This window comes from Streptomyces sp. Go-475 (genome assembly GCF_003330845.1).
In the GTDB taxonomy this organism is placed as follows: Bacteria; Actinomycetota; Actinomycetes; order Streptomycetales; family Streptomycetaceae; genus Streptomyces.
In genome coordinates, this window is record NZ_CP026121.1 from 3,779,190 (window position 1) to 3,798,490 (window position 19,301).

The window sequence follows — 19,301 nt, forward strand, 5'->3', positions numbered from 1 at the left end:
TCACATCCGGAAGACGCCGAAGCCGCCGCGCGCGCCCTGGTAGGGGGCGGTGTGGATCGCGGACAGGCACAGGCCGAGGACGGTGCGGGTGTCGCGCGGGTCGATGACGCCGTCGTCGTAGAGCCGCCCGGACAGGAACATCGGCAGCGACTCGGACTCGATCTGCTGCTCGACCATGGCGCGCAGCGCGGCGTCGGCCTCGTCGTCGTACGGCTGTCCCTTCGCGGCGGCGGACTGGCGGGCGACGATCGACAGCACGCCCGCGAGCTGCTGCGGGCCCATGACGGCCGACTTTGCGCTGGGCCAGGCGAAGAGGAAGCGGGGGTCGTAGGCGCGGCCGCACATGCCGTAGTGGCCGGCGCCGTAGGAGGCGCCCATGAGGACGGACAGGTGGGGGACCTTCGAGTTGCTGACTGCGTTGATCATCATCGCGCCGTGCTTGATGATGCCGCCCTGCTCGTACTCCTTGCCGACCATGTAGCCGGTGGTGTTGTGCAGGAACAGCAGCGGGATGTCGCGCTGGTCGGCGAGCTGGATGAACTGGGCGGCCTTCTGGGACTCCTCGCTGAACAGCACGCCCCGGGCGTTCGCCAGCACACCCACGGGGTAGCCGTGGAGCGTCGCCCAGCCGGTGGCCAGGCTCGTCCCGTACAGCGGTTTGAACTCGTCGAAGTCGGAGGCGTCGACGATCCGGGCGATGACCTCGCGCGGGTCGAAGGGGCTCTTCAGGTCGCCGGGGACGATGCCGAGGAGCTCGTCGGCGTCGTACTTGGGCGGCTCGGCCGGGGCCGGATCGCCGTACGCCTTGCGGTGGTTGAGGCGGGCGACCACGCGGCGGGCCTGGCGGAGCGCGTCCTGCTCGTCGACGGCGAAGTAGTCGGCGAGGCCCGAGGTGCGCGCGTGCATCTCGGCGCCGCCCAGGGACTCGTCGTCGCTCTCCTCGCCGGTCGCCATCTTCACCAGCGGCGGGCCGCCGAGGAACACCTTGGCCCGCTCCTTGACCATGATCACGTGGTCGGACATGCCGGGGATGTAGGCGCCGCCCGCGGTGGAGTTGCCGAAGACGACCGCGAGGGTCGGGATGCCGGCGGCGGACAGCCGGGTGAGGTCGCGGAAGATGGCGCCGCCGGGGATGAAGATCTCCTTCTGGGAGGGCAGGTCGGCGCCGCCGGACTCCACCAGGCTGATGCAGGGCAGCCGGTTGGCGAGGGCGATGTCGTTGGCGCGCAGGGCCTTCTTCAGGGACCAGGGGTTGCTCGCTCCGCCGCGCACGGTCGGGTCGTTGGCGGTGATCAGGCACTCGACGCCCTCGACGACCCCGATGCCGGTGACGAGGGACGCGCCGACGGTGTAGTCGCTGCCCCAGGCGGCCAGCGGGGACAGCTCCAGGAAGGGCGTGTCGGGATCGAGGAGCAGCTCGATGCGCTCGCGGGCGAGGAGCTTGCCCCGCTGCCGGTGCCGTGCGACGTACTTCTCGCCGCCGCCCGCGAGGGCCTTGGCGTGCTCGGCGTCGAGTTCGGCGAGCTTGGCGAGCATGGCCTCGCGGTTGGCCCGGTAGTCGGGACTGCCGGTGTCGAGCGCGGAGGTCAGAACGGTCACAGCAGGGCCTCCGGTATCTCCAGGTGGCGGGAGCGCAGCCATTCGCCGAGCGCCTTGGCCTGCGGGTCGAAGCGGTGCTGGGCGGCGACGCCCTGGCCGAGGATCCCCTCGACGACGAAGTTCAGGGCGCGCAGGCGGGGCAGCACGTGCCGGGTCACCTTCAGCGGGCGGCTCTCGGGGATCAGCTCCCGGAACCGCTCGACGGTCAGTTCGTGCGCGAGCCATCGCCAGGCGTCGTCCGTGCGGGTCCAGACGCCGACGTTGGCGTTGCCGCCCTTGTCGCCGCTGCGGGCCCCCGCGACCAGCCCGAGCGGGGCCCTGCGGCACGGCCCGGGCGGCAGCGGCTCCGGCAGGGGCGGCTCCGGGACGTCGTCGAGTACGCGCGTGTCGTGGGGCGGCGGCACCGCGACCCGCCGTCCGTCATAGAGGACGGCCACATGGTCGACTGCCCCATGGGGGACGTACACATCCTCGAAGACCCCATAGGGCGCGCCCTTTCCGGGTGGCGCCAGCACGTGGAAGCCGGGGTAGCTCGCCAGCGCCAGCTCCACCGCGGCCCCGCTCAGCGCCCGCCCCACGGCCTGCTGGTCCGCATCCCGTACGACGAGCCGCAGCAGCGCGCTCGCGCTCTCCTCGGTGTCGGCGTCGGGCCGGTCGGTGCGGGACAACTCCCAGCGGACGTCGGCGACTTCGCGCAGGGCGGGTGTCATCTGGTCCCGCACGAGGGCGGCCTTGGCCTCGATGTCGAGGCCGGTGAGCACGAAGACGACCTCGTTGCGGAAGCCGCCGAGCCGGTTGAGCCCGACCTTGAGGGTGGGCGGGGGCGCCTCCCCGCGCACGCCCTCGATCCGCACCCGGTCCGGCCCGTCCTGGGCGAGCCGCACGGTGTCCAGCCGGGCGGTGACGTCCGGCCCGGCGTACCGGGCCCCGGCCGTCTCGTAGAGCAACTGGGCGGTGACCGTGCCGGTGTCGACGAAGCCGCCGGTTCCGGGGTGCTTGGTGATCACGCAGCTGCCGTCCTCGTGGAGTTCGGCGAGCGGGAAGCCCGGGCGGCGGACGTCGCCGTCCTGGAAGAAGGCGTAGTTGCCGCCGGTGGCCTGCGCCCCGCACTCCAGCACGTGCCCGGCGACGACGGCCCCCGCGAGCCGGTCGTGGTCCGCCGGTGTCCAGCCGAAGTGGGCGGCGGCGGGTCCGGCGACCAGGGCGGCGTCCGTGACCCGCCCGGTGACGACGACGTCGGCGCCCTCGCGCAGACAGGCCGCGATGCCGAAGCCGCCGAGGTAGGCGTGGGCGGCGAGGCTCCCGATGGGGGTCCCCCCTGCTCGAGCGGAGCCGACAGCTCGGGGGAGGGCGGCGGTGAGGTCGTCGCCCTCGACACGGGCGACACGCACGGGGATGCCGAGCCGGTCCGCCAACGCCCGTACGGCGTCGGCGAGTCCGGCCGGGTGGAGCCCGCCCGCGTTGGTGACGATCCGGACGCCCCGCTCGTGCGCGAGGCCGAGGCAGTCCTCCAGCTGCCGCAGGAAGGTGCGGGCGTATCCGGCGCCCGGGTCCTTGAGCCGGTCCCGGCCGAGGATGAGCATGGTCAGCTCGGCGAGGTAGTCGCCGGTGAGGATGTCGAGTTCACCGCCGGTGAGCATCTCGCGCATCGCGTCGAAGCGGTCGCCGTAGAAGCCGGAGGCGTTGCCGATGCGCAGGGGTGTCACGAGGTGGCCCTCCTTGCCCGGGGGCGGGCCGTCACGAGGCGGGGCCCTTCGGTGGGCGTCCGCCGCCCGGCGGTCCCGCGAAGGCCTGCGCGATGTCCAGCCAGCGGTCGGCGTCGGGGCCGTCGGCGCGCAGGGCGAGGTCGGTGCGGTGGGCGCGCTGGGTGACCAGGAGGCAGAAGTCGAGGGCGGGGCCCGTGACGGACTGCGGGGCGTCCTCGGGGCCGTACGCCCACAGGTCGCCGGAGGGGGCGCGGAGTTCGACGCGGAAGGGGTCGGTGGGCGGGGCCAGTCCGTGCACGCCGTAGGCGAAGTCCCGGGTCCGCACCCCGAGCCGGGCCACATGCCGCAGCCGGTCGGTGGGCGGGCGCACCACACCCAGGGTGTCGGCCACATCCTGTCCATGGGCCCAGGTCTCCATGAGGCGGGCCGTCGCCATGGAGGCGGCCGACATGGGCGGCCCGTACCAGGGGAAACGCGCCTTGGGCGGGGCTGCCCGCAGGGCCGCCTCCAGTGCCGTACGGCCTTCGCGCCAGCGGGCGAGCAGGGCGTCGGGCGGGAGCCCGGCGTCCTCCTCGGCGCCCTGGTCGACGAAGGAGTCCGGGACGGCGAGGGCCTTCTCGACCAGCGCGCGGAAGCCGTCGGCGTCCGTGACGGCGAGCAGGGCCGAGCGGTCCGTCCAGGCGAGGTGGGCGATCTGGTGGGCCACGGTCCAGCCGGGTGCCGGGGTCGCGAGCGTCCAGCGCCGGGCGCTCAACCCGGCCACGAGACCGTCGAGTTCCTCGCTCTCCTGGCGCAGGTCGTCGATCACGGACGTCGGATCGGACACGGGCGCTCCCCTCGGGGCACGGCGGTGTGCGGGGTGGTGCGGGGTGGTGCGGCGTGCTGTGGAGCATGGCAGCGGCGCCAGAAACAAGCAAGCGTGCTTGCATAAAAACTGGGGGTGGCCGGAAGTGTGTGCCGCGGCGGCGTGATCCCTACACTCTGACGACGCTCGTTCCATTGGTCACGCATCGGGGGAGACACAAGAATGAGCACCTGGAACCCGGGCGGTCAGCCGCCGTACGGGGGCGGCCAACCGCCCCATGTGCCGCACCCCTACACCCCGCACCCGGTGCCGCCGCAGGCACCGCCTCCCGGCCCGGTCGCGCGGCTGCGGCGGCGGATCGGGCCCATCCACACCGCGCGCCGGGTCTTCCGGCCGTCCCGGCCGGGCCTCGTCCACGACCCGCTCATCGCGCGGATGCAGAAGATCCGCACCCTCGTGGGGCTCGGCGCGGTCGTCTGGATGTCGGTGTCCTACAAACTCGCCGCCTCCGCCCGGGACATCGCCGACGACCGCCTCGACCAGTCGTGGAACAGCGTGCTGGTGCTGTCCGTGACGTTCCCGGTGGCGGTGGGCGTCCTGCTGGCCCTGACCGCCCCGTCGGCGCGCCGGGATCTGCTGCGCCGGGCCGGGAAGTCGTTCGGCGCGATGGTGGCCCTCGTGGCGGCGGTCTTCGTGTTCCCGGCGACGGTGCTCACCGGGTTCGTCGACGGGCGGTTCGCCACCGACCCGGTGATGGCCGTGGTGACGTGGGGGGTGACGGTGTTCATCCTGGTGTGGGTGCTGCCGTTCGTCCTCTGGGGCATCGGCCTGGCGCTCGTCCACGTGTTCCGCACGGCCGACATTCACCAGACCATGCCGCCGCTGCTGGCCATGACGCTGGTGTGGGAGATGGCGCTGATCGACCTGTTCACGGACGCGTACGCGGGTGTTCCGGGGCCGGTGCGGGCGGTGTTCGCGCTCGGGGCGCCGCTCTCCGTGACCGCGGTGGGGCTGTGGGAGCTGCACCGGCTGCGGGTGCGTTACGGGATCACGGTGCGCGGGATCCTGGTGCGCTGAGCGCCACCCATGCGCCGACCACCGCTGAGCGGGCCGGCCCTGTGGGGCCCGGTCACCGGTACGAGGTGACCAGCCGGGCCAGATGCCGGCCCGCGACCTCCAACGGCGTCGCGCTGCGGGCGACCTGGGCCGCCAGCTCGGCGCCCTCCAGGGTGGCGATCACCGTGTGGGCCAGCTCCTCGGCGTCCGTGTCGGCGAACCCGGCCGTGACGAGCTTCCCGGCGACCACCTCGCGCCAGCGGGCGAACGCCTCGGCCGCCGCCTGCTGGATGCCGGGGGCGCTGGTCGCCGAGCCCACGACCGCGGACGTGACCGGACAGCCGTCGAGCCAGTCGGAGTCGCGCAGCCCCTGGGCGAGGGACGCGGTGAGGGCGAGCAGGGCCTTCGCCGGATCCGGCTCCGCGTCGAGGGTCTCGCGCAGCAGCTCGGTGAACTCCTCGTCGCCGAGCCGTACGGCGGCCGTGCCCAGCTCCTGCTTGCCGCCGGGGAAGAAGTGGTAGACGGAGCCGAGTGTCGCCCCGGCCTCGCGGGAGATCTGCTTGATGCCGGTGCCCTCGTAGCCCTGGCGCTGCATCAGGCGTGACGCCGTACGGACGATCCGCTCGCGGGTGCCGGCGGTGTCGAGGTCGTGCGGGGCCTTCGTCTTCACGCCCCCACCTTACCGAGCTAGAGCGATCGCTCTAGTCACTGTGCTACGTTCCTCTCTGGATAGATCGTTCGTTCTAGTACTTGTTCACATCGTCCGAGGGGGATCCCCATGAGCACTTCCGTGACCGTCATCGGCCTCGGCCCCATGGGCCGCGCCATGGCCGGTGCCTACCTGGACGCCGGCTACCGGGTCACCGTCTGGAACCGCACCCCGGGCCGCGCCGACGAACTGGCGGCCCGGGGCGCGTTACGCGCCGCCACCGTCGAGGAGGCGCTGGCCGCGGGCGAGGTGGTCGTGCTGAGCCTGACCGACTACGCCGCGATGTACGCCGTGCTGGAGCCCGCCGCCGCGGCGCTGGAGGGCCGTGTCCTGGTCAACCTCAGCTCGGACACACCGGCCAGAGCCCGCGAGGGAGCGGCCTGGGCGGCGCGGCACGGGGCACGCCATCTCACCGGCGGGGTCCAGACACCGCCGTCCGGCATCGGCACGAAGGAGTTCGACACCTTCTACAGCGGCCCGCGGGACCTCTTCGAGCAGTACCGGGACGTCCTGGAGGTGCTCACCGGCACCGACTACCGGGGCGAGGACCCGGGCCTGGCCGCGCTGTACTACCAGCTCCAGATGGACCTCTTCTGGACCACCCTCACGGCCTGGCTGCACATGCTGGCGCTGGCGGACGCGAACGGCATCGAGCCCTCCGAGATCACGCCGTACGCGGCCGGGGTCCTGGGCGGGATGGGCCAGTTCCTCGACTTCTACACGCCGCGGATCGAGGCGGGGCGGCACGCGGGGGACGTCGAGCGGATCTCGATGGCCGTGGCGAGCCTGGACCACGTCGTGCACACGACGCGCGACTCGGGCGTGGACCCGGCGCTGCCCGCCGCGGTGCTGGAGACGTTCCGGCGGGCGGCGGCGGAGGGCTACGAGGAGGACAGCCTGACGCGGCTGTTCGAGGTGTTCGGCCGGGGCGCGGCCGCCTGAGCGCGAGCGAGGGCGCCCCGCGCAGGCGGGGCGCCCTCGGTCACGTGCGCGAAAGCAGGGTCTGCTGCACGAGCAGGTCTGCTGCGCGATTCAGGTCTGCTGCACGAGCAGGTCTGCTACCCAAGCAGGGTCTGCTGCGCGAGCGGGGTCAGAGCTTCTCGATCACGTAGTCGACGCACTTCGTCAGGGCCTCGATGTCCGCCGGGTCGATCGCCGGGAACATCGCGACGCGCAGCTGGTTGCGGCCCAGCTTGCGGTAGGGCTCGGTGTCGACGATGCCGTTGGCGCGCAGCACCTTGGCGACGGCGGCGGCGTCGACCTCGTCCGTGAAGTCGATCGTGCCGATGACCTGGGAGCGCTTGGCCGGGTCGGTGACGAACGGGTTGGCGTACTTGATGTCCTCGGCCCAGCCGTACAGCGTCCGCGCGGAGGTGGCCGTGCGGCGGACCGCCCAGTCCAGGCCGCCCTGGCCGTTGATCCACTCCAGCTGCTGGTTCAGCAGGAAGAGGGTGGCGAGGGCCGGGGTGTTGTACGTCTGGTTCTTGCGGGAGTTGTCGATCGCCGTCGGCAGCGAGAAGAACTCCGGGACGTGGCGGCCGGAGGCGTGGATCCGCTCGGCGCGCTCGATGGCGGCCGGGGAGAAGACGCCGATCCACAGGCCGCCGTCGGAGGCGAAGGACTTCTGCGGGGCGAAGTAGTAGACGTCCGTCTCGGCGACGTCGACCGGCAGGCCGCCGGCGCCCGAGGTGGCGTCGACCAGGACCAGGGCGCCCTCGTCGGCGTCGGCCACGCGCTTGATCGGCATGGCGACACCGGTCGAGGTCTCGTTGTGGGTGAACGCGTAGACGTCCACGCCCGCCTCGGCGACCGGCTCGGGGTGCGTGCCCGGGTCGGCGGAGATGACGTCCGGGTCGGCCAGCCACGGGGCGAGCTTGGCGGCCTTGGCGAACTTGGAGGAGAACTCGCCGAAGGTGAGGTGCTGCGACCTGTTCTCGATCAGGCCGTGCGTCGCGATGTCCCAGAACGCGGTGGAGCCGCCGTTGCCGAGGATCACCTCGTAGCCGTCGGGGAGCTGGAACAGCTCGCTGATGCCCTCGCGGACCTGGCCGACCAGGTTCTTGACGGGGGCCTGGCGGTGGGAGGTGCCCATGAGGGAGGTGCCGGTGGCGGCGAGGGCGTCCAGCGCCTCCGTCCGCACCTTGGAGGGACCCGCGCCGAAACGTCCGTCCGCGGGCTTGATGTCAGAGGGAATCTGGATCTCAGCCACGGAGGGGAGCGTAGCCGTTTCCAGAAACCTGGGCGAAACGTCGTCCGTCGGGTGAGACGGGCTCTGGACGGGTGTGCGCCGGGTCGCCGACCGCGGGGGCGTCACTGTCAGTGGCCGCGTGCATGCTGGAGGCATGACGGATCTTCCGCACGGCAGGGATGTGACGGCTCTCGAGGGCGAGTTGCGCGCGGCCGTCCGCGGGGACGTGGCCTTCGGTGCCCTGGACCGCGCGCTGGTCACCATGGACGCGTCCAACTACCGGCGGGTGCCGTACGGGGTCGTGGCGCCGTCGGACGCCGATGACGTGGCGGCGGTGCTGGAGGTGTGCCGGCGGCGGGGCGTGCCGGTGGTGCCGCGCGGCGGGGGCACGTCCATCGCCGGGCAGGCCACGGGCACGGGCGTGGTGCTGGACTTCACCCGGTACATGAACCGGCTGGTCTCCCTGGATCCCGGGGCGCGGACGGCCGTGGTGCAGCCGGGGCTGGTGCTCGACCGGCTCCAGGAGGCCGCCGCCCCGCACGGACTGCGGTTCGGGCCGGATCCGTCGACGCACAGCCGGTGCACGCTCGGCGGCATGATCGGCAACAACTCGTGCGGCTCGCACTCGGTGGCCTGGGGCACGACCGCCGACAGCGTGCGCGAGCTGGACGTCGTCACCGCGCGCGGCGAGCGGCTGCGGCTCGGGCGGGACTGGGCCGGGGCGCCGGAGGGCCTGCGGGCGCTGGTGGAGGGCGACCTGGCCCGGCTGCGTACGGGCTTTCCGGAGCTGCCCCGCCGCATCTCCGGCTACGCGCTGGACGCCCTGCTGCCGGAGCGGGGCGCCGACGTGGCGCGCTCCTTCTGCGGCTCCGAGGGCACGCTCGGCGTGCTGACGGAGGCGGTCGTGCGCCTGGTGGAGGCGCCTCGCGCGCGTGCCCTGGCCGTGCTGGCGTACGCCGACGAGAGCGCGGCGGCCGAGGCCGCTGCCGGGCTGCTGCCGCTGGGCCCGCTGACGGTGGAGGGCATGGCGGCGGACCTGGTGCCGTCGGCGGCCGGGCTGCCCCGGGGCGGGGCCTGGCTGTTCGTGGAGACCGGCGGGGAGTCGGCGGCGGAGGCACGCGCGCGTGCGGAGGCGATCGTGCGGGCGGCCGACGTCGTGGACGCGCTGGTGGTCACCGGCCCCGCCGGGCAGCGCGCGCTGTGGCGGATCCGGGAGGACGCGAGCGGTACGGCGACGCGCATGCCGGACGGGAGGGAGGCGTGGCCGGGCTGGGAGGACTGCGCGGTGCCGCCGGCCCGGCTGGGCGCGTACCTGCGGGACTTCCGGGCGCTGCTGGCGGCGCACGGGCTGCGCGGCACGCCGTACGGGCACTTCGGGGACGGCTGCATCCACGTCCGGATCGACTTCGACCTGCTGACGCCGGCCGGGGTCGCCCGCTTCCGCCGCTTCTCGGAGGAGCTCGCGGAGCTGGTGGTGGCGCACGGCGGGTCGCTGTCCGGGGAGCACGGGGACGGGCAGGCGCGGGCGGAGCTGCTGCCGAGGATGTACGGGCAGGAGATGGTGGACCTGTTCGAGCGGGTGAAAGGGGTGTGGGACCCGGACGACCTGCTCAACCCCGGCATGCTGGTCCGCCCCGCGCCCCTGGACGCGGACCTCCGCTTCTCCGTCCTCCCCCGCGAGCCCGTCGACGTCGTCTTCGGCTACCCCGCCGACGGCGGCGACTTCTCGGCGGCGGTGCGGCGCTGCGTGGGCGTCGCCAAGTGCCGTACGGCGTCGGTGTCCGGCTCCGCCGTCATGTGCCCGTCCTTCCGGGCGACCGGTGCGGAGGAGCACTCCACGCGCGGGCGGGCCCGGCTGCTGCACGAGATGCTCGCCGGTGAGGTGGTGACCGACGGCTGGCGCTCGACCGAGGTGCGGGACGCGCTGGACCTGTGCCTGTCCTGCAAGGGCTGCCGCTCGGACTGCCCGGTCGAGGTCGACATGGCCACGTACAAGGCGGAGTTCCTCCACCACCACTACGCCGGGCGGCGCCGGCCCGCCGCGCACTACGCCCTGGGGTGGCTGCCGGTGTGGCTCCGGGCGGTCGCGCGGACGCGCACGGCGTGGCTGGTCAACGCGCTGACGGGGCTGCGGCCTTGCGCGTGGGTGGCCAGGCGGCTGGGCGGGATCGCGCCGGAGCGGGAGATCCCGCGGGTGGCGTCGCGGACGTTCAGCCGGTGGTGGGAGCGGCGGCGCGCCCAGCGGGTTGCCGCGGACGGCGATCTCGTCATCCTCTGGCCCGACACCTTCACCGAGCACCTCTCGCCCTCCGTGGGGCAGGCCGCCGTGCGGGTGCTGGAGGCGGCCGGGCTGCGGGTGGCGCTGCCGCCGACCGTGCGTCTGGAGAAGCCCCCGGTGGGCGACGGCCGGACGGTCGCCCTCGACCCGCTGTCGCTGCTGCGGGGCCGGGGGCGGGTCTGCTGCGGGCTGACGTACGTGTCGACGGGCCAGCTGGACCGTGCCCGGACGGTCCTGCGCCGCACGCTCGACCTGATGGAACCGGTGCTGGAGACCGGCGCCCCGGTCGTGGTCCTGGAGCCGAGCTGCGCCGCGGCCCTGCGCACGGACGCCCCCGGGCTGCTGCACGACGACCCGCGCGCGGCCCGCCTCGCCGCGAAGGTCCTCACGTTCGCGGAGACGCTGGAGCGGCACGCCCCCGGCTGGACGCCGCCGCGGCTGGACCGCCCGGTGGCCGGGCAGACCCACTGCCACCAGCACGCGGTACTGGGCGACGCCGCCGACCGCCGGCTGCGCCGGGCCGCCGGGCTCTCCGGCGAACTGAGCGGCGGCTGCTGCGGTCTCGCGGGCAACTTCGGCTTCGAGAAGGGCCACTACGAGGTGTCCGCCGCGTGCGCGGAGGAACACCTCCTGCCGTCCGTACGGAACGCCCCGGACGACGCGGTGGTCCTGGCGGACGGCTACTCCTGCCGCACGCAGCTGGAGCAGTTGGCGGGGGTGCGGGGGAGACACCTGGCGGAGGTACTGGCGGCGGCGTTGGAGGGGGCGGGGGGTGAGGGGTGAGGCCGCGGTGGGCGTCCGGCTGTCGGGGCGCGTTTGAGGCGTTCGGGCCATGCCGCGGGGGGACCCGGAGTGTCTGAGCGGGGGGACGGCCGAGGCCGCTCCTAGGCTCGCGGGACCAGTCACCGCCCGTCGAGGGCCAAAGCCCGTCGAGGGCCGCTGCTCGAAGGAGCCCGCGCATGAGCGTCCGCGTCCAGCCCATCACCCGTGACGAGCACCTGGCGTTCGTCTCGGCCCGCCCCTCCGCCAGCCACACGCAGCTCCCGTCCTGGGGCGAGGTGAAACCCGACTGGCAGGCGGAGAGCCTGGGCTGGTTCGACCAGGGCGGGCAGCTCGTCGGCGCGGGCCTGGTCCTGCTGCGCCCCCTGCCCGGGCCGCGGCTGCCGGGGCTGCGGCGCTACCTCGCGTATCTGCCCGAGGGCCCGCTGATCGACTGGCACGAGCCGGAGCTGGAGCGCCTGCTGGAGCCGATGCTGGCGCACCTGGGGCGGCGGGGCGCCTTCGCGGTGCGGATGGGCCCGCCGGTCGTGGTGCGCCGCTGGAGCGCCGAGGCGGTCAAGGCGGCGATCGCGGACCCGGCCGCCCGGCGGCTGCGGGACGTGCGGGCGACGTCGTACGAGCCGCGCGCCGGGCAGGTCGCGGACGGCCTGCGCCGGATGGGCTGGCGGCAGACCAAGGCCGGCGGCGAGGGCGGCTTCGCCGCGGGCCAGCCCCGGTTCGTCTTCCAGGTGCCGTTCGCCGGACGCTCGCTGGACGAGATCCACAACGGCCTGAACCAGCAGTGGCGGCGCAACATCAAGAAGGCGGAGCAGGCCGGCGTGAAGGTCGTGCGCGGCGGCTACGAGGACCTGCCGGCCTTCCACGAGCTGTACGGCGAGACCGCCGAGCGGGATCGTTTCGTCCCGCGCCCGCTGCCGTACTTCCAGCGCATGTGGAGCGCGCTCACCGCCGAGCACCCGGACCGGATGCGGCTCTACCTCGCGTACCACGACGGCGAGGTGCTCGCCGCGGCCACCATGCTGACCGTCGGCGACCACGTCTGGTACTCCTACGGCGCCTCCACCAGCCGCCGGCGCGAGGTCCAGCCGAGCAGCGCCCTGCAGTGGCGCATGATGACCGACGCCCACGAGCTCGGTGCCGCGGTCTACGACCTGCGCGGCATCACCGACACCCTGGAGGAGTCCAGCCACCTGCTGGGCCTGCTGCGCTTCAAGGTGGGCACCGGCGGCGAGGCCGTCGAGTACCTCGGCGAATGGGACTTCCCGCTCAACCGGCTGCTCTACAAGGCGTTCGACCTTTATCTGTCCCGCCGCTGAGGAACCGAAGGAGTCGGAAAGGGGCCGATGGCGCACTGTCGGCCCCGTTTTTCACCGACCGTGGGCGTCTCACGCCGCGAGACAGTGGTAAAAGGGCTTCACGCACCTGACCGAGTCCATTACCCTGGACTGTGCAGTACACCGAGATGTACGTTGCGTACACGCCGGTGTACGCAGCCCCGCACCAGCGCCGACGACCACAGGACCGCCGTGACCAGCCCCGACAGCGTCACCACACCCCAGCCCGCCACCACCGCCGCCGACGGCGCCGCACCGGCCGCCGGTCCGGGCCGGCTCGGCTCCCTCGGACCCCTGGGCCTGGTGCTCGCGGGCGGGATCTCCGTGCAGTTCGGCGGCGCCCTGGCGGTGACGCTGATGCCGCGGGCCGGTGCCCTCGGGGTGGTCGCGCTGCGACTGCTCGTGGCGGCGGTGGTCCTGCTGCTGGTCTGCCGCCCGCGACTGCGCGGCCACTCGCGCACCGACTGGGGCACGGTCGTCGTCTTCGGCATCACCATGGCCGCGATGAACGGCCTCTTCTACCAGGCCGTCGCCCGTATCCCGCTGGGCCCCGCGGTCACCCTGGAGGTCCTCGGCCCGCTCGCCCTGTCGGTCCTGGCCTCCCGCCGCGCGATCAACGTCGTGTGGGCGGCCCTGGCCCTCGCCGGTGTCTTCCTCCTCGGCGGCGGAGGCTTCGACGGTCTCGACCCCACAGGAGCGGCCTTCGCCCTGGGGGCGGGCGCCATGTGGGCGGCCTACATCGTCTTCAGCGCCCGCACGGGCCGCCGCTTCCCGCAGGCGGACGGGCTGGCCCTGGCGATGGCGGTGGGCGCGGTGCTGTTCCTCCCGCTGGGCATCGCCGAGTCGGGCGCGAAGCTGGCCGACCCGGTGACGCTGGGCCTCGGCGCGGCGGTGGCGCTGCTCTCCTCGGTCCTGCCCTACACCCTCGAACTCCTCGCGCTGCGCCGCCTGCCCGCCTCCACCTTCGCGATCCTGATGAGCCTGGAACCGGCCATCGCCGCGACGGCCGGCTTCCTCCTGCTGGACCAGGCCCTCACCGCCCCGGAGGCCGCGGCGATCGCCCTGGTCGTCGCGGCGAGCATGGGGGCGGTGCGGACGCAGGTGGGCCGGGGGAAGACGAAGGGACTGGAGGCGACGGGGCTGGAGGGCTAGGGGGTGTCCGCAAAGTCCCGCCCGCCACGAGGTCGGCCCTACTCCCAGACCGCGGTGTCCGGGTCGATGCCATGGGCGCGGGCACTGGCGTCGACGATGCGGCGGAACCACGTGGCGAGGCCGGGGCGGATGCCGTCGTAGTGGGCGGCGAATCCCGGATCATCCTCGAACATGCGGCCGAGACAGACCTGCATCTGCCGGGTGAGGGGAAAGTACGAGGCGAACACCTCGCGGTGCCGCTCGGCGAGTTGGTCCGCTTCCGGGCTGCCGGGTGCGACACCGGCGTCCATCGCCTTCGCGAGGGCACGCTCGAGGTCGGCCATCTCTTCGGCGACGGCCTGCCATTGCTCCGGGCTGCGAGCGGCCGCGCGTTCGGCGTACTGCCGCCACTGCGTCGTGTCCCCGTAGCGCCGGCGGGCCTGGGCGGGCCAGTCCGGGTTCCACTCGGGGCCGAACACCGCGGCCTGCTGCTCGGCGGAGAGCAGCAGGCCGCGCTCATGGGCCTCGATCATCCGGTCGAGGCCGGTGCTGAGCCGCTGGAGGCGTTCGATCCGCTCGGCGACCTGGGCGCGCTGCGCGCGCAGTGCGCCGGGCACGTCGGCGGTCGAGTCGTCCAGGACGGCCCGGATCCGGTCCAGGCCGAGGCCGATCTCGCGGTAGACGACGATGCGGTGCAGGCGCTCCAGGTCACCGGCGGTGTAGAGGCGGTATCCGGCGGCCGTGCGCAGCGACGGCCGCGCCAGGCCGATCTCGTCCCAGTGGTGCAGCGCGCGGACCGTCACGCCCAGCCGCGCCGAGACCTGACCGACGGTCAGGCCGTCGGCGTCAGTGGGATCAGGCATGCTCCCCATTGTCTCCGCGACCGGCGTCCGGGTGGACGATCCCGACGGCCGCGAGGTTCCGCGCCTCCTGGCTGTCCGGGTCGAAGGGCTTCGCCGCGGTGAGCACGATCCGTGCGTTCTCGGGGGTGATCACCGTCACGTCGCGGGTGTGCCAGGCCGTGTCCCGGGGACCGTCGACGCAGTCCGGGCGCAGCGCGCGACAGGCCTCGACGAGGGGATCGACCTGGCTGAGCACGCACGCGAAGCTGAGGCTCATCGCGGGCGCCTGCTCCGGAACGCTCTCCTCCGAGACGAGGAGGACGTCCTGGAACGCCCACCGGCGCAGATGCACCAGCCGGCCGGGGATGCCGAACAGCTCGAAGAACCCGAGCCCGCGGGTCCAGAAGTTTACCGACGCGGCCAGGTCGTTCGTGGGGATCGTGGCGAACGCGGGCATCCCGTAGATGCCGCGGAAGGGCTCCGGCGGCACCGCGTCCGGGCCGGGAGGGGGCACGGGGCTGGTCTCGAAGGCGTTGTAGTAGTCGCTCATGCACCCCACCTTCCGGCCTCACGCAACGTGAGGGTCAAGCCGCATCCGCGGGCCGTCGCGGCCGACGGCGGTCAGGGCGTACGCGCCACGCGGAACCCCACGTCGTCGATCCGGAACGTCGGATGGCTCCGGCGCCGCACCGAGGCGCGGCAGCTCCAGTGCTCGTCGGACCAGCCGCCGCCGCGGAGCACCCGGTAGGTGCCGTAGACCTCGGGGTCGTAGAGGTCCCAGCACCAGTCCCAGGCGTTGCCCAGCATGTCGTGCAGGCCCCAGGCGTTGGGCTGTCTGCCGCCCACGGGGTGGATCCGGTCGCCCGAGTTCCCCCGGTACCAGGCGATCGCGTCGAGGGGGCCGTAGCGCGGGCCCGTGCCGCCGGCGCGGCAGGCGTGCTCCCACTCGGCCTCCGTCGGCAGCCGGTACCCGTCGGCGGAGGTGTCCCAGTCGGCCGTGCCGGTGTCGCTCCGCAGGCGGTACGCGGGGGTCAGCCCTTCCTGACGGGACAGGGCGTTGCAGAAGCGGACCGCGTCCCACCAGGACACGCCCTCGACGGGCAGCCGGTCGCCGTCGGCCGTGCTCGGCCGCTCGCCGGTGACCTCGGCGTACCACTCCTGGGTGACGGGGAACGCCGACAGCCGGAACGGCGCGACCTCGACCGGCCAACTGCGTCGCGTCCGCCGGTCCGACAGCGTCACCTGCCCGGCCGGGACGGCGATCATCTCGTGCTCCGAGTCCCCACCCATGAGCGGCAACCCTACGGGTGGGGGCGCCCGGAAGCACCGAGCGCCCCTGGCGGCACCGACGTCACCTCACCGTGCACGCCATGTCACGTCGCGGTGCACGTCACCCCCGGCACACCCCCGCCCCCGGGAGCGCCCCCGAACCCGAAGCCCGCCGAACCGCCCACCGGCACGCTCCCGTTGTGCGCGGCGTTCACCGCCGTGACGCTCGCGCCGCTCTGCGTGTACGACGCGTTCCACATGTTCGTGACCTTCTGGGAGCCGCTCCACGTCCAGGTCACCTTCCAGGACTTGAGCGGCGCGGTGCCCGTGTTGGTCACCTTCACCTCGGCGTTGAAGCCGCCGCCCCAGTCGCTGCCGACCGTGTAGGCGGCGCTGCACGCGGCGGTGCCGCCGCCGGGACCACCGGGGTCGCCGGGCCCGCCCGGGTCGGTGCCGGGGCCGCCGGGCGCGAAGGCCGGGGCCTTGATCGGGGCGAGGTAGGCGTCCTTCGCCGTGTCGACGGTCTGCCAGTCGTCCTTGAGGATGCCGCCGGTGTCCCCGGAGTTGGGGTTCCAGGACCAGAACGTCCAGTGGAAGCTGTCGGCGCCGTGCGCCGAGGTCGAGCGCAGGTACTTCACCAGCTCGGACAGCCACCTCTGGTCCACCGCCGGCTGGAGCGTCGTACCGAACTCGCCGAGCCACACCGGCGCGATGTTCTGCTTGAAGACGTAGCCCCAGTACTTGTCCCAGATCCCCGGCAGGTTGGCGGGGAAGGACGGGTCGGAGAACCACGGCTGCTGGGCCACCGACGTGGCGTAGTCGTGGGCCGAGTACACCAGCCGGTTCGCCACGTCCAGCTGGACCGGGTACTGGGCGACGCCCATGAGGTTGCCGCCCCACCAGCCGTTCACGCCGTTGTGCGACTGCACGCCCTCGACCATGATCAGCAGCTCGGGGTTGACCGACAGTACGGCGTTGCCCGCGCGCTGGGCGGCCAGGCGCCAGTCGCGGGAGGTGTCGCCGCAGCCCCAGCAGGCCGGGTCGTGGGGCTCGTTGTGCAGGTCGATGCCGATCACCGTGGAGTTGCCCTTGTAGCGGGCCGCCAGTGCCTTGAGGTTGGCGATCCACGTGGACTCGGGGACCGACGCCGTGTACCAGAGCGCCGACTGGCCCGCCGCGTCCGGCCGGTGCCGGTCCAGGACGATCTTCAGGCCGGACTGTCCGGCGTAGGCCACGATCCTGTCCAGGACCTGGAGCGAGGTCAGGCCCCGGAGGTCGGCGTTCTTGCCGTCGTAGCTGATGCTGTCGGGCATGGTGCCGGGCTTGAGGATGTCATCGCTGTAGGGCATGCGGATGGTGTTGTAGCCCAGCGACTTCATCTGGTCGATCATGCTCTTGTAGTCGCGGGCCCACAGGCCGTGGACCACGTGGTTGGCGGTCTCGAAACCGAACCAGTTGACGCCGGCGATACGGACCGGCTGCCCGGCCGCGTCCAGGATCTGGCGGCCGCTGGTGTGCCAGTAGCCGGCACCGGCGGCCTTCGCGTCCACGTCGGCCCGGGCCGACTCCGTGCCGGCCAGCGGTAACAGGAGCGCCGCGGCAACACACAGCGCTCTGCGCAGAGTGCGGAACATGTGGCTGCTTCCTCTCGGGGGGGAGGCACGGCACCCGGAACAGAATGGGAGCGCTCCCATAATGCCGCGCACCTCCCAGAGAACTGACACACCATGAGCACGTCAAGACTCCGGGAGGTGTGCGACGCCAGGGGGTTACCGGCTGAGCCCCGGGCGCTACCGGCTGAGCTTCTGGAACCGCCGTACCGCGAGCGGCAGGAAGATCACCGTGAGGATCACCGGCCACACCCCGGCCATCAGCAGCGCGTGCTGCTCGACCCACGTGTCACCGGTGACCGGCGTGCCGAACAGCTCGCGGGTCGCCGCCGCCGTGGACGAGATCGGGTTCCACATCGCCACCCAGCCCAGCCAGTCCGGCATCAGCTGCGGCGCGACGAAGATGCTGGAGATCATCGTCAGCGGGAAGGCGACCGCGAACAGCCCGCCCGCGGCCTCCGGGTTGGGCACGAGCAGGCCGAGCCACACGCCGATCCAGATCAGCGCGAACCGCAGCCACAGCAGCAGCCCGAACGCGGCGAGGAAGCCGAAGCCGCCGTCCGGCCGCCAGCCCATGGCCAGCGCGGTGAGCATCATGATCGCCAACTCGGCGCAGGCGACGATCAGATCGGTGATCCCGCGCCCGGCCACCACGGCGGAGGACGCCATCGGCATGGAGCGGAAGCGGTCGATGACGCCCTTGGTGGAGTCGTAGACCACGACCGTGGCGGTGTTGATGAAGCCGAACGCCATGGTCATCACGAACATGCCCGGCATCAGGAAGTCCGTGTAGTCCCCGCCGCCCGGCACCTTCATCGCGCTGCCGAAGACATAGCCGTAGAGCAGCACGGACAGGATCGGGAAGCCCAGCTGCCAGGCGATGTTGACGGGCTGGCGCTGGTAGTGGGTCAGGCCGCGGCGGACGATGTTCCAGCAGTCGGCGAGCAGCCAGTACGTGCCGCTCCGGGTGCTCGGGGTGCTCAGGTCGACGGCACTCACGCGGCGGCCTCCTTCTCGGTGCGGTGTCCGGTCAGGCGCAGGAAGACGTCGTCGAGGCTGGGCCTGCGCAGTCCGATGTCCTCGACGCGGACGCCCTCGTCCTGGAGGGTCCGCGCCACCTCCGTGAGGGCCGTGACCCGGTCGGTGACCGGGGCGTGCACCCGCAACTCGGTCTCGTCCGCCTCGGGTTCGCCGTCCGCGACCCGGGCGATCACCTTCACCACGCGCGGGATCTCGGACCGCTCGGCGACCACGACCTCGACGCGGTCGCCGCCGACCAGGTTCTTCAGCCCGTCCGGGGTGTCGTCGGCGATGGCCCGCCCCTGGTCGATGACGGTGATGTGCGAGGCGAGCTTGTCGGCCTCCTCCAGGTACTGCGTGGTCAGCAGCACGGTCGTGCCGGTCGCCACCAACGCCCGTACGGAGTCCCAGACCTCGCCGCGGCTGCGGGGGTCGAGGCCGGTCGTCGGTTCGTCGAGGAAGAGCACGGCCGGGGCCAGGATCATCGACGCGGCGAGGTCGAGGCGGCGCCGCATGCCGCCGCTGTACTTGCCGACGCCCCGGTCCGCGGCGTCGGTCAGGTCGAACTGCTCCAGCAGCTCGGTCGCCCGGAGCCTGGCCCGCTTGCCGCCGAGGTGGAACAGCCGGCCGAACATCTCCAGGTTCTGCCGGCCGGTGAGCACCTCGTCGACCGCCGCGTACTGGCCGGTGAGCCCGATCCGGGCCCGTACCTCGCGCGGCTGCCGGGCCACGTCGAGACCGGCGACCGTCGCGCTGCCCCCGTCCAGCCGGATCAGCGTGGACAGGATGCGGACCGCCGTGGTCTTGCCCGCGCCGTTCGGCCCGAGCAGGCCGTGCACCGTGCCCTCGCGCACCGCGAGGTCGAAGCCGTCCAGGGCGCGTTTCTCGCCGTACCGCTTCTCCAGCGCCTCGGCCCGCACCGCGTATCCGTCCATGCCGTCCCTCCCGTGTGCCCGTGCCGTGCTCGTGCTGTG

Annotated in this window: 16 protein-coding genes; 5 read left to right on the plus strand and 11 right to left on the minus strand. The window is 73.1% G+C overall.

Annotated elements, in window-relative coordinates; all coding sequences use genetic code 11:
- Genes C1703_RS17265 through C1703_RS17275 form a run of 3 tightly spaced genes read right to left on the minus strand, consistent with a single transcriptional unit; the run spans position 1 to position 4,131 of the window.
- Positions 1-1,599 carry a carboxyl transferase domain-containing protein gene (locus tag C1703_RS17265; RefSeq protein WP_114253722.1) on the minus strand — a complete coding sequence of 533 codons (1,599 nt, stop codon included), beginning with the start codon at positions 1,597-1,599 and terminating at the stop codon, positions 1-3.
- Positions 1,596-3,305 carry an acyclic terpene utilization AtuA family protein gene (locus C1703_RS17270; RefSeq protein WP_114253723.1) on the minus strand — a complete coding sequence of 570 codons (1,710 nt, stop codon included), beginning with the start codon at positions 3,303-3,305 and terminating at the stop codon, positions 1,596-1,598. The genes C1703_RS17265 and C1703_RS17270 overlap by 4 nt, the downstream gene beginning before the upstream one ends.
- A 31-nt stretch (positions 3,306-3,336) precedes the next feature.
- Positions 3,337-4,131, minus strand: a complete 795-nt coding sequence (locus C1703_RS17275; RefSeq protein WP_198678198.1) for a TIGR03084 family metal-binding protein — start codon at positions 4,129-4,131, stop codon at positions 3,337-3,339.
- 201 nt (positions 4,132-4,332) lie between these two features.
- Between C1703_RS17275 and C1703_RS17280 the strand changes: the two genes are divergently transcribed.
- Complete coding sequence (locus tag C1703_RS17280; protein WP_232840514.1) at positions 4,333-5,187, plus strand: hypothetical protein; 855 nt, start codon at positions 4,333-4,335, stop codon at positions 5,185-5,187.
- A 52-nt stretch (positions 5,188-5,239) separates the two neighbouring features.
- Here the strand turns inward: C1703_RS17280 and C1703_RS17285 are convergent, their stop codons facing one another.
- Entirely contained in the window at positions 5,240-5,836 is a 597-nt protein-coding gene (locus C1703_RS17285; RefSeq protein WP_114253725.1) for a TetR/AcrR family transcriptional regulator, read from the minus strand.
- Between the two features lie 108 nt (positions 5,837-5,944).
- Here C1703_RS17285 and C1703_RS17290 point away from each other — a divergent pair, with 108 nt between their 5' ends.
- On the plus strand, positions 5,945-6,817 hold the full coding sequence (locus tag C1703_RS17290) for an NAD(P)-binding domain-containing protein (protein ID WP_114253726.1): 873 nt from the start codon (positions 5,945-5,947) through the stop codon (positions 6,815-6,817).
- 148 nt (positions 6,818-6,965) lie between these two features.
- Here C1703_RS17290 and serC read toward each other — a convergent pair whose 3' ends face one another.
- A complete protein-coding gene (gene serC, locus C1703_RS17295) occupies positions 6,966-8,084 on the minus strand; it encodes a phosphoserine transaminase (RefSeq protein WP_114253727.1) in 1,119 nt (372 codons plus the stop codon).
- A 133-nt stretch (positions 8,085-8,217) separates the two neighbouring features.
- On the opposite strand from serC, the gene C1703_RS17300 reads away from it, so the two are divergent.
- The 3 genes from C1703_RS17300 (at position 8,218) to C1703_RS17310 (ending at position 13,607) form a co-directional block, all read left to right on the plus strand.
- Entirely contained in the window at positions 8,218-11,124 is a 2,907-nt protein-coding gene (locus C1703_RS17300; protein ID WP_232840515.1) for an FAD-binding and (Fe-S)-binding domain-containing protein, read from the plus strand.
- A gap of 176 nt (positions 11,125-11,300) precedes the next feature.
- A complete protein-coding gene (locus tag C1703_RS17305) occupies positions 11,301-12,437 on the plus strand; it encodes a peptidoglycan bridge formation glycyltransferase FemA/FemB family protein (protein ID WP_114253729.1) in 1,137 nt (378 codons plus the stop codon).
- A gap of 210 nt (positions 12,438-12,647) precedes the next feature.
- A complete protein-coding gene (locus C1703_RS17310) occupies positions 12,648-13,607 on the plus strand; it encodes an EamA family transporter (RefSeq protein ID WP_114253730.1) in 960 nt (319 codons plus the stop codon).
- Positions 13,608-13,645: 38 nt separating this feature from the next.
- Here the strand turns inward: C1703_RS17310 and C1703_RS17315 are convergent, their stop codons facing one another.
- The 6 genes from C1703_RS17315 to C1703_RS17340 form a co-directional block, all read right to left on the minus strand.
- Positions 13,646-14,449 (minus strand): MerR family transcriptional regulator, encoded by an 804-nt coding sequence (locus C1703_RS17315; protein WP_114253731.1) that lies wholly within the window; start codon positions 14,447-14,449, stop codon positions 13,646-13,648.
- A complete protein-coding gene (locus C1703_RS17320; protein ID WP_114253732.1) occupies positions 14,442-14,978 on the minus strand; it encodes a VOC family protein in 537 nt (178 codons plus the stop codon). The genes C1703_RS17315 and C1703_RS17320 overlap by 8 nt, the downstream gene beginning before the upstream one ends.
- A gap of 71 nt (positions 14,979-15,049) precedes the next feature.
- Positions 15,050-15,718: a formylglycine-generating enzyme family protein gene (locus tag C1703_RS17325; protein WP_198678199.1), complete on the minus strand. Its 669-nt coding sequence runs from the start codon at positions 15,716-15,718 to the stop codon at positions 15,050-15,052.
- Between the two features lie 83 nt (positions 15,719-15,801).
- Complete coding sequence (locus C1703_RS17330) at positions 15,802-17,331, minus strand: cellulase family glycosylhydrolase (protein WP_114253733.1); 1,530 nt, start codon at positions 17,329-17,331, stop codon at positions 15,802-15,804.
- A gap of 156 nt (positions 17,332-17,487) precedes the next feature.
- On the minus strand, positions 17,488-18,306 hold the full coding sequence (locus tag C1703_RS17335) for an ABC transporter permease (protein WP_114253734.1): 819 nt from the start codon (positions 18,304-18,306) through the stop codon (positions 17,488-17,490).
- Entirely contained in the window at positions 18,303-19,262 is a 960-nt protein-coding gene (locus C1703_RS17340) for an ATP-binding cassette domain-containing protein (RefSeq protein WP_114253735.1), read from the minus strand. The genes C1703_RS17335 and C1703_RS17340 overlap by 4 nt, the downstream gene beginning before the upstream one ends.
- Between the last annotated feature and the right edge of the window lie 39 nt (positions 19,263-19,301).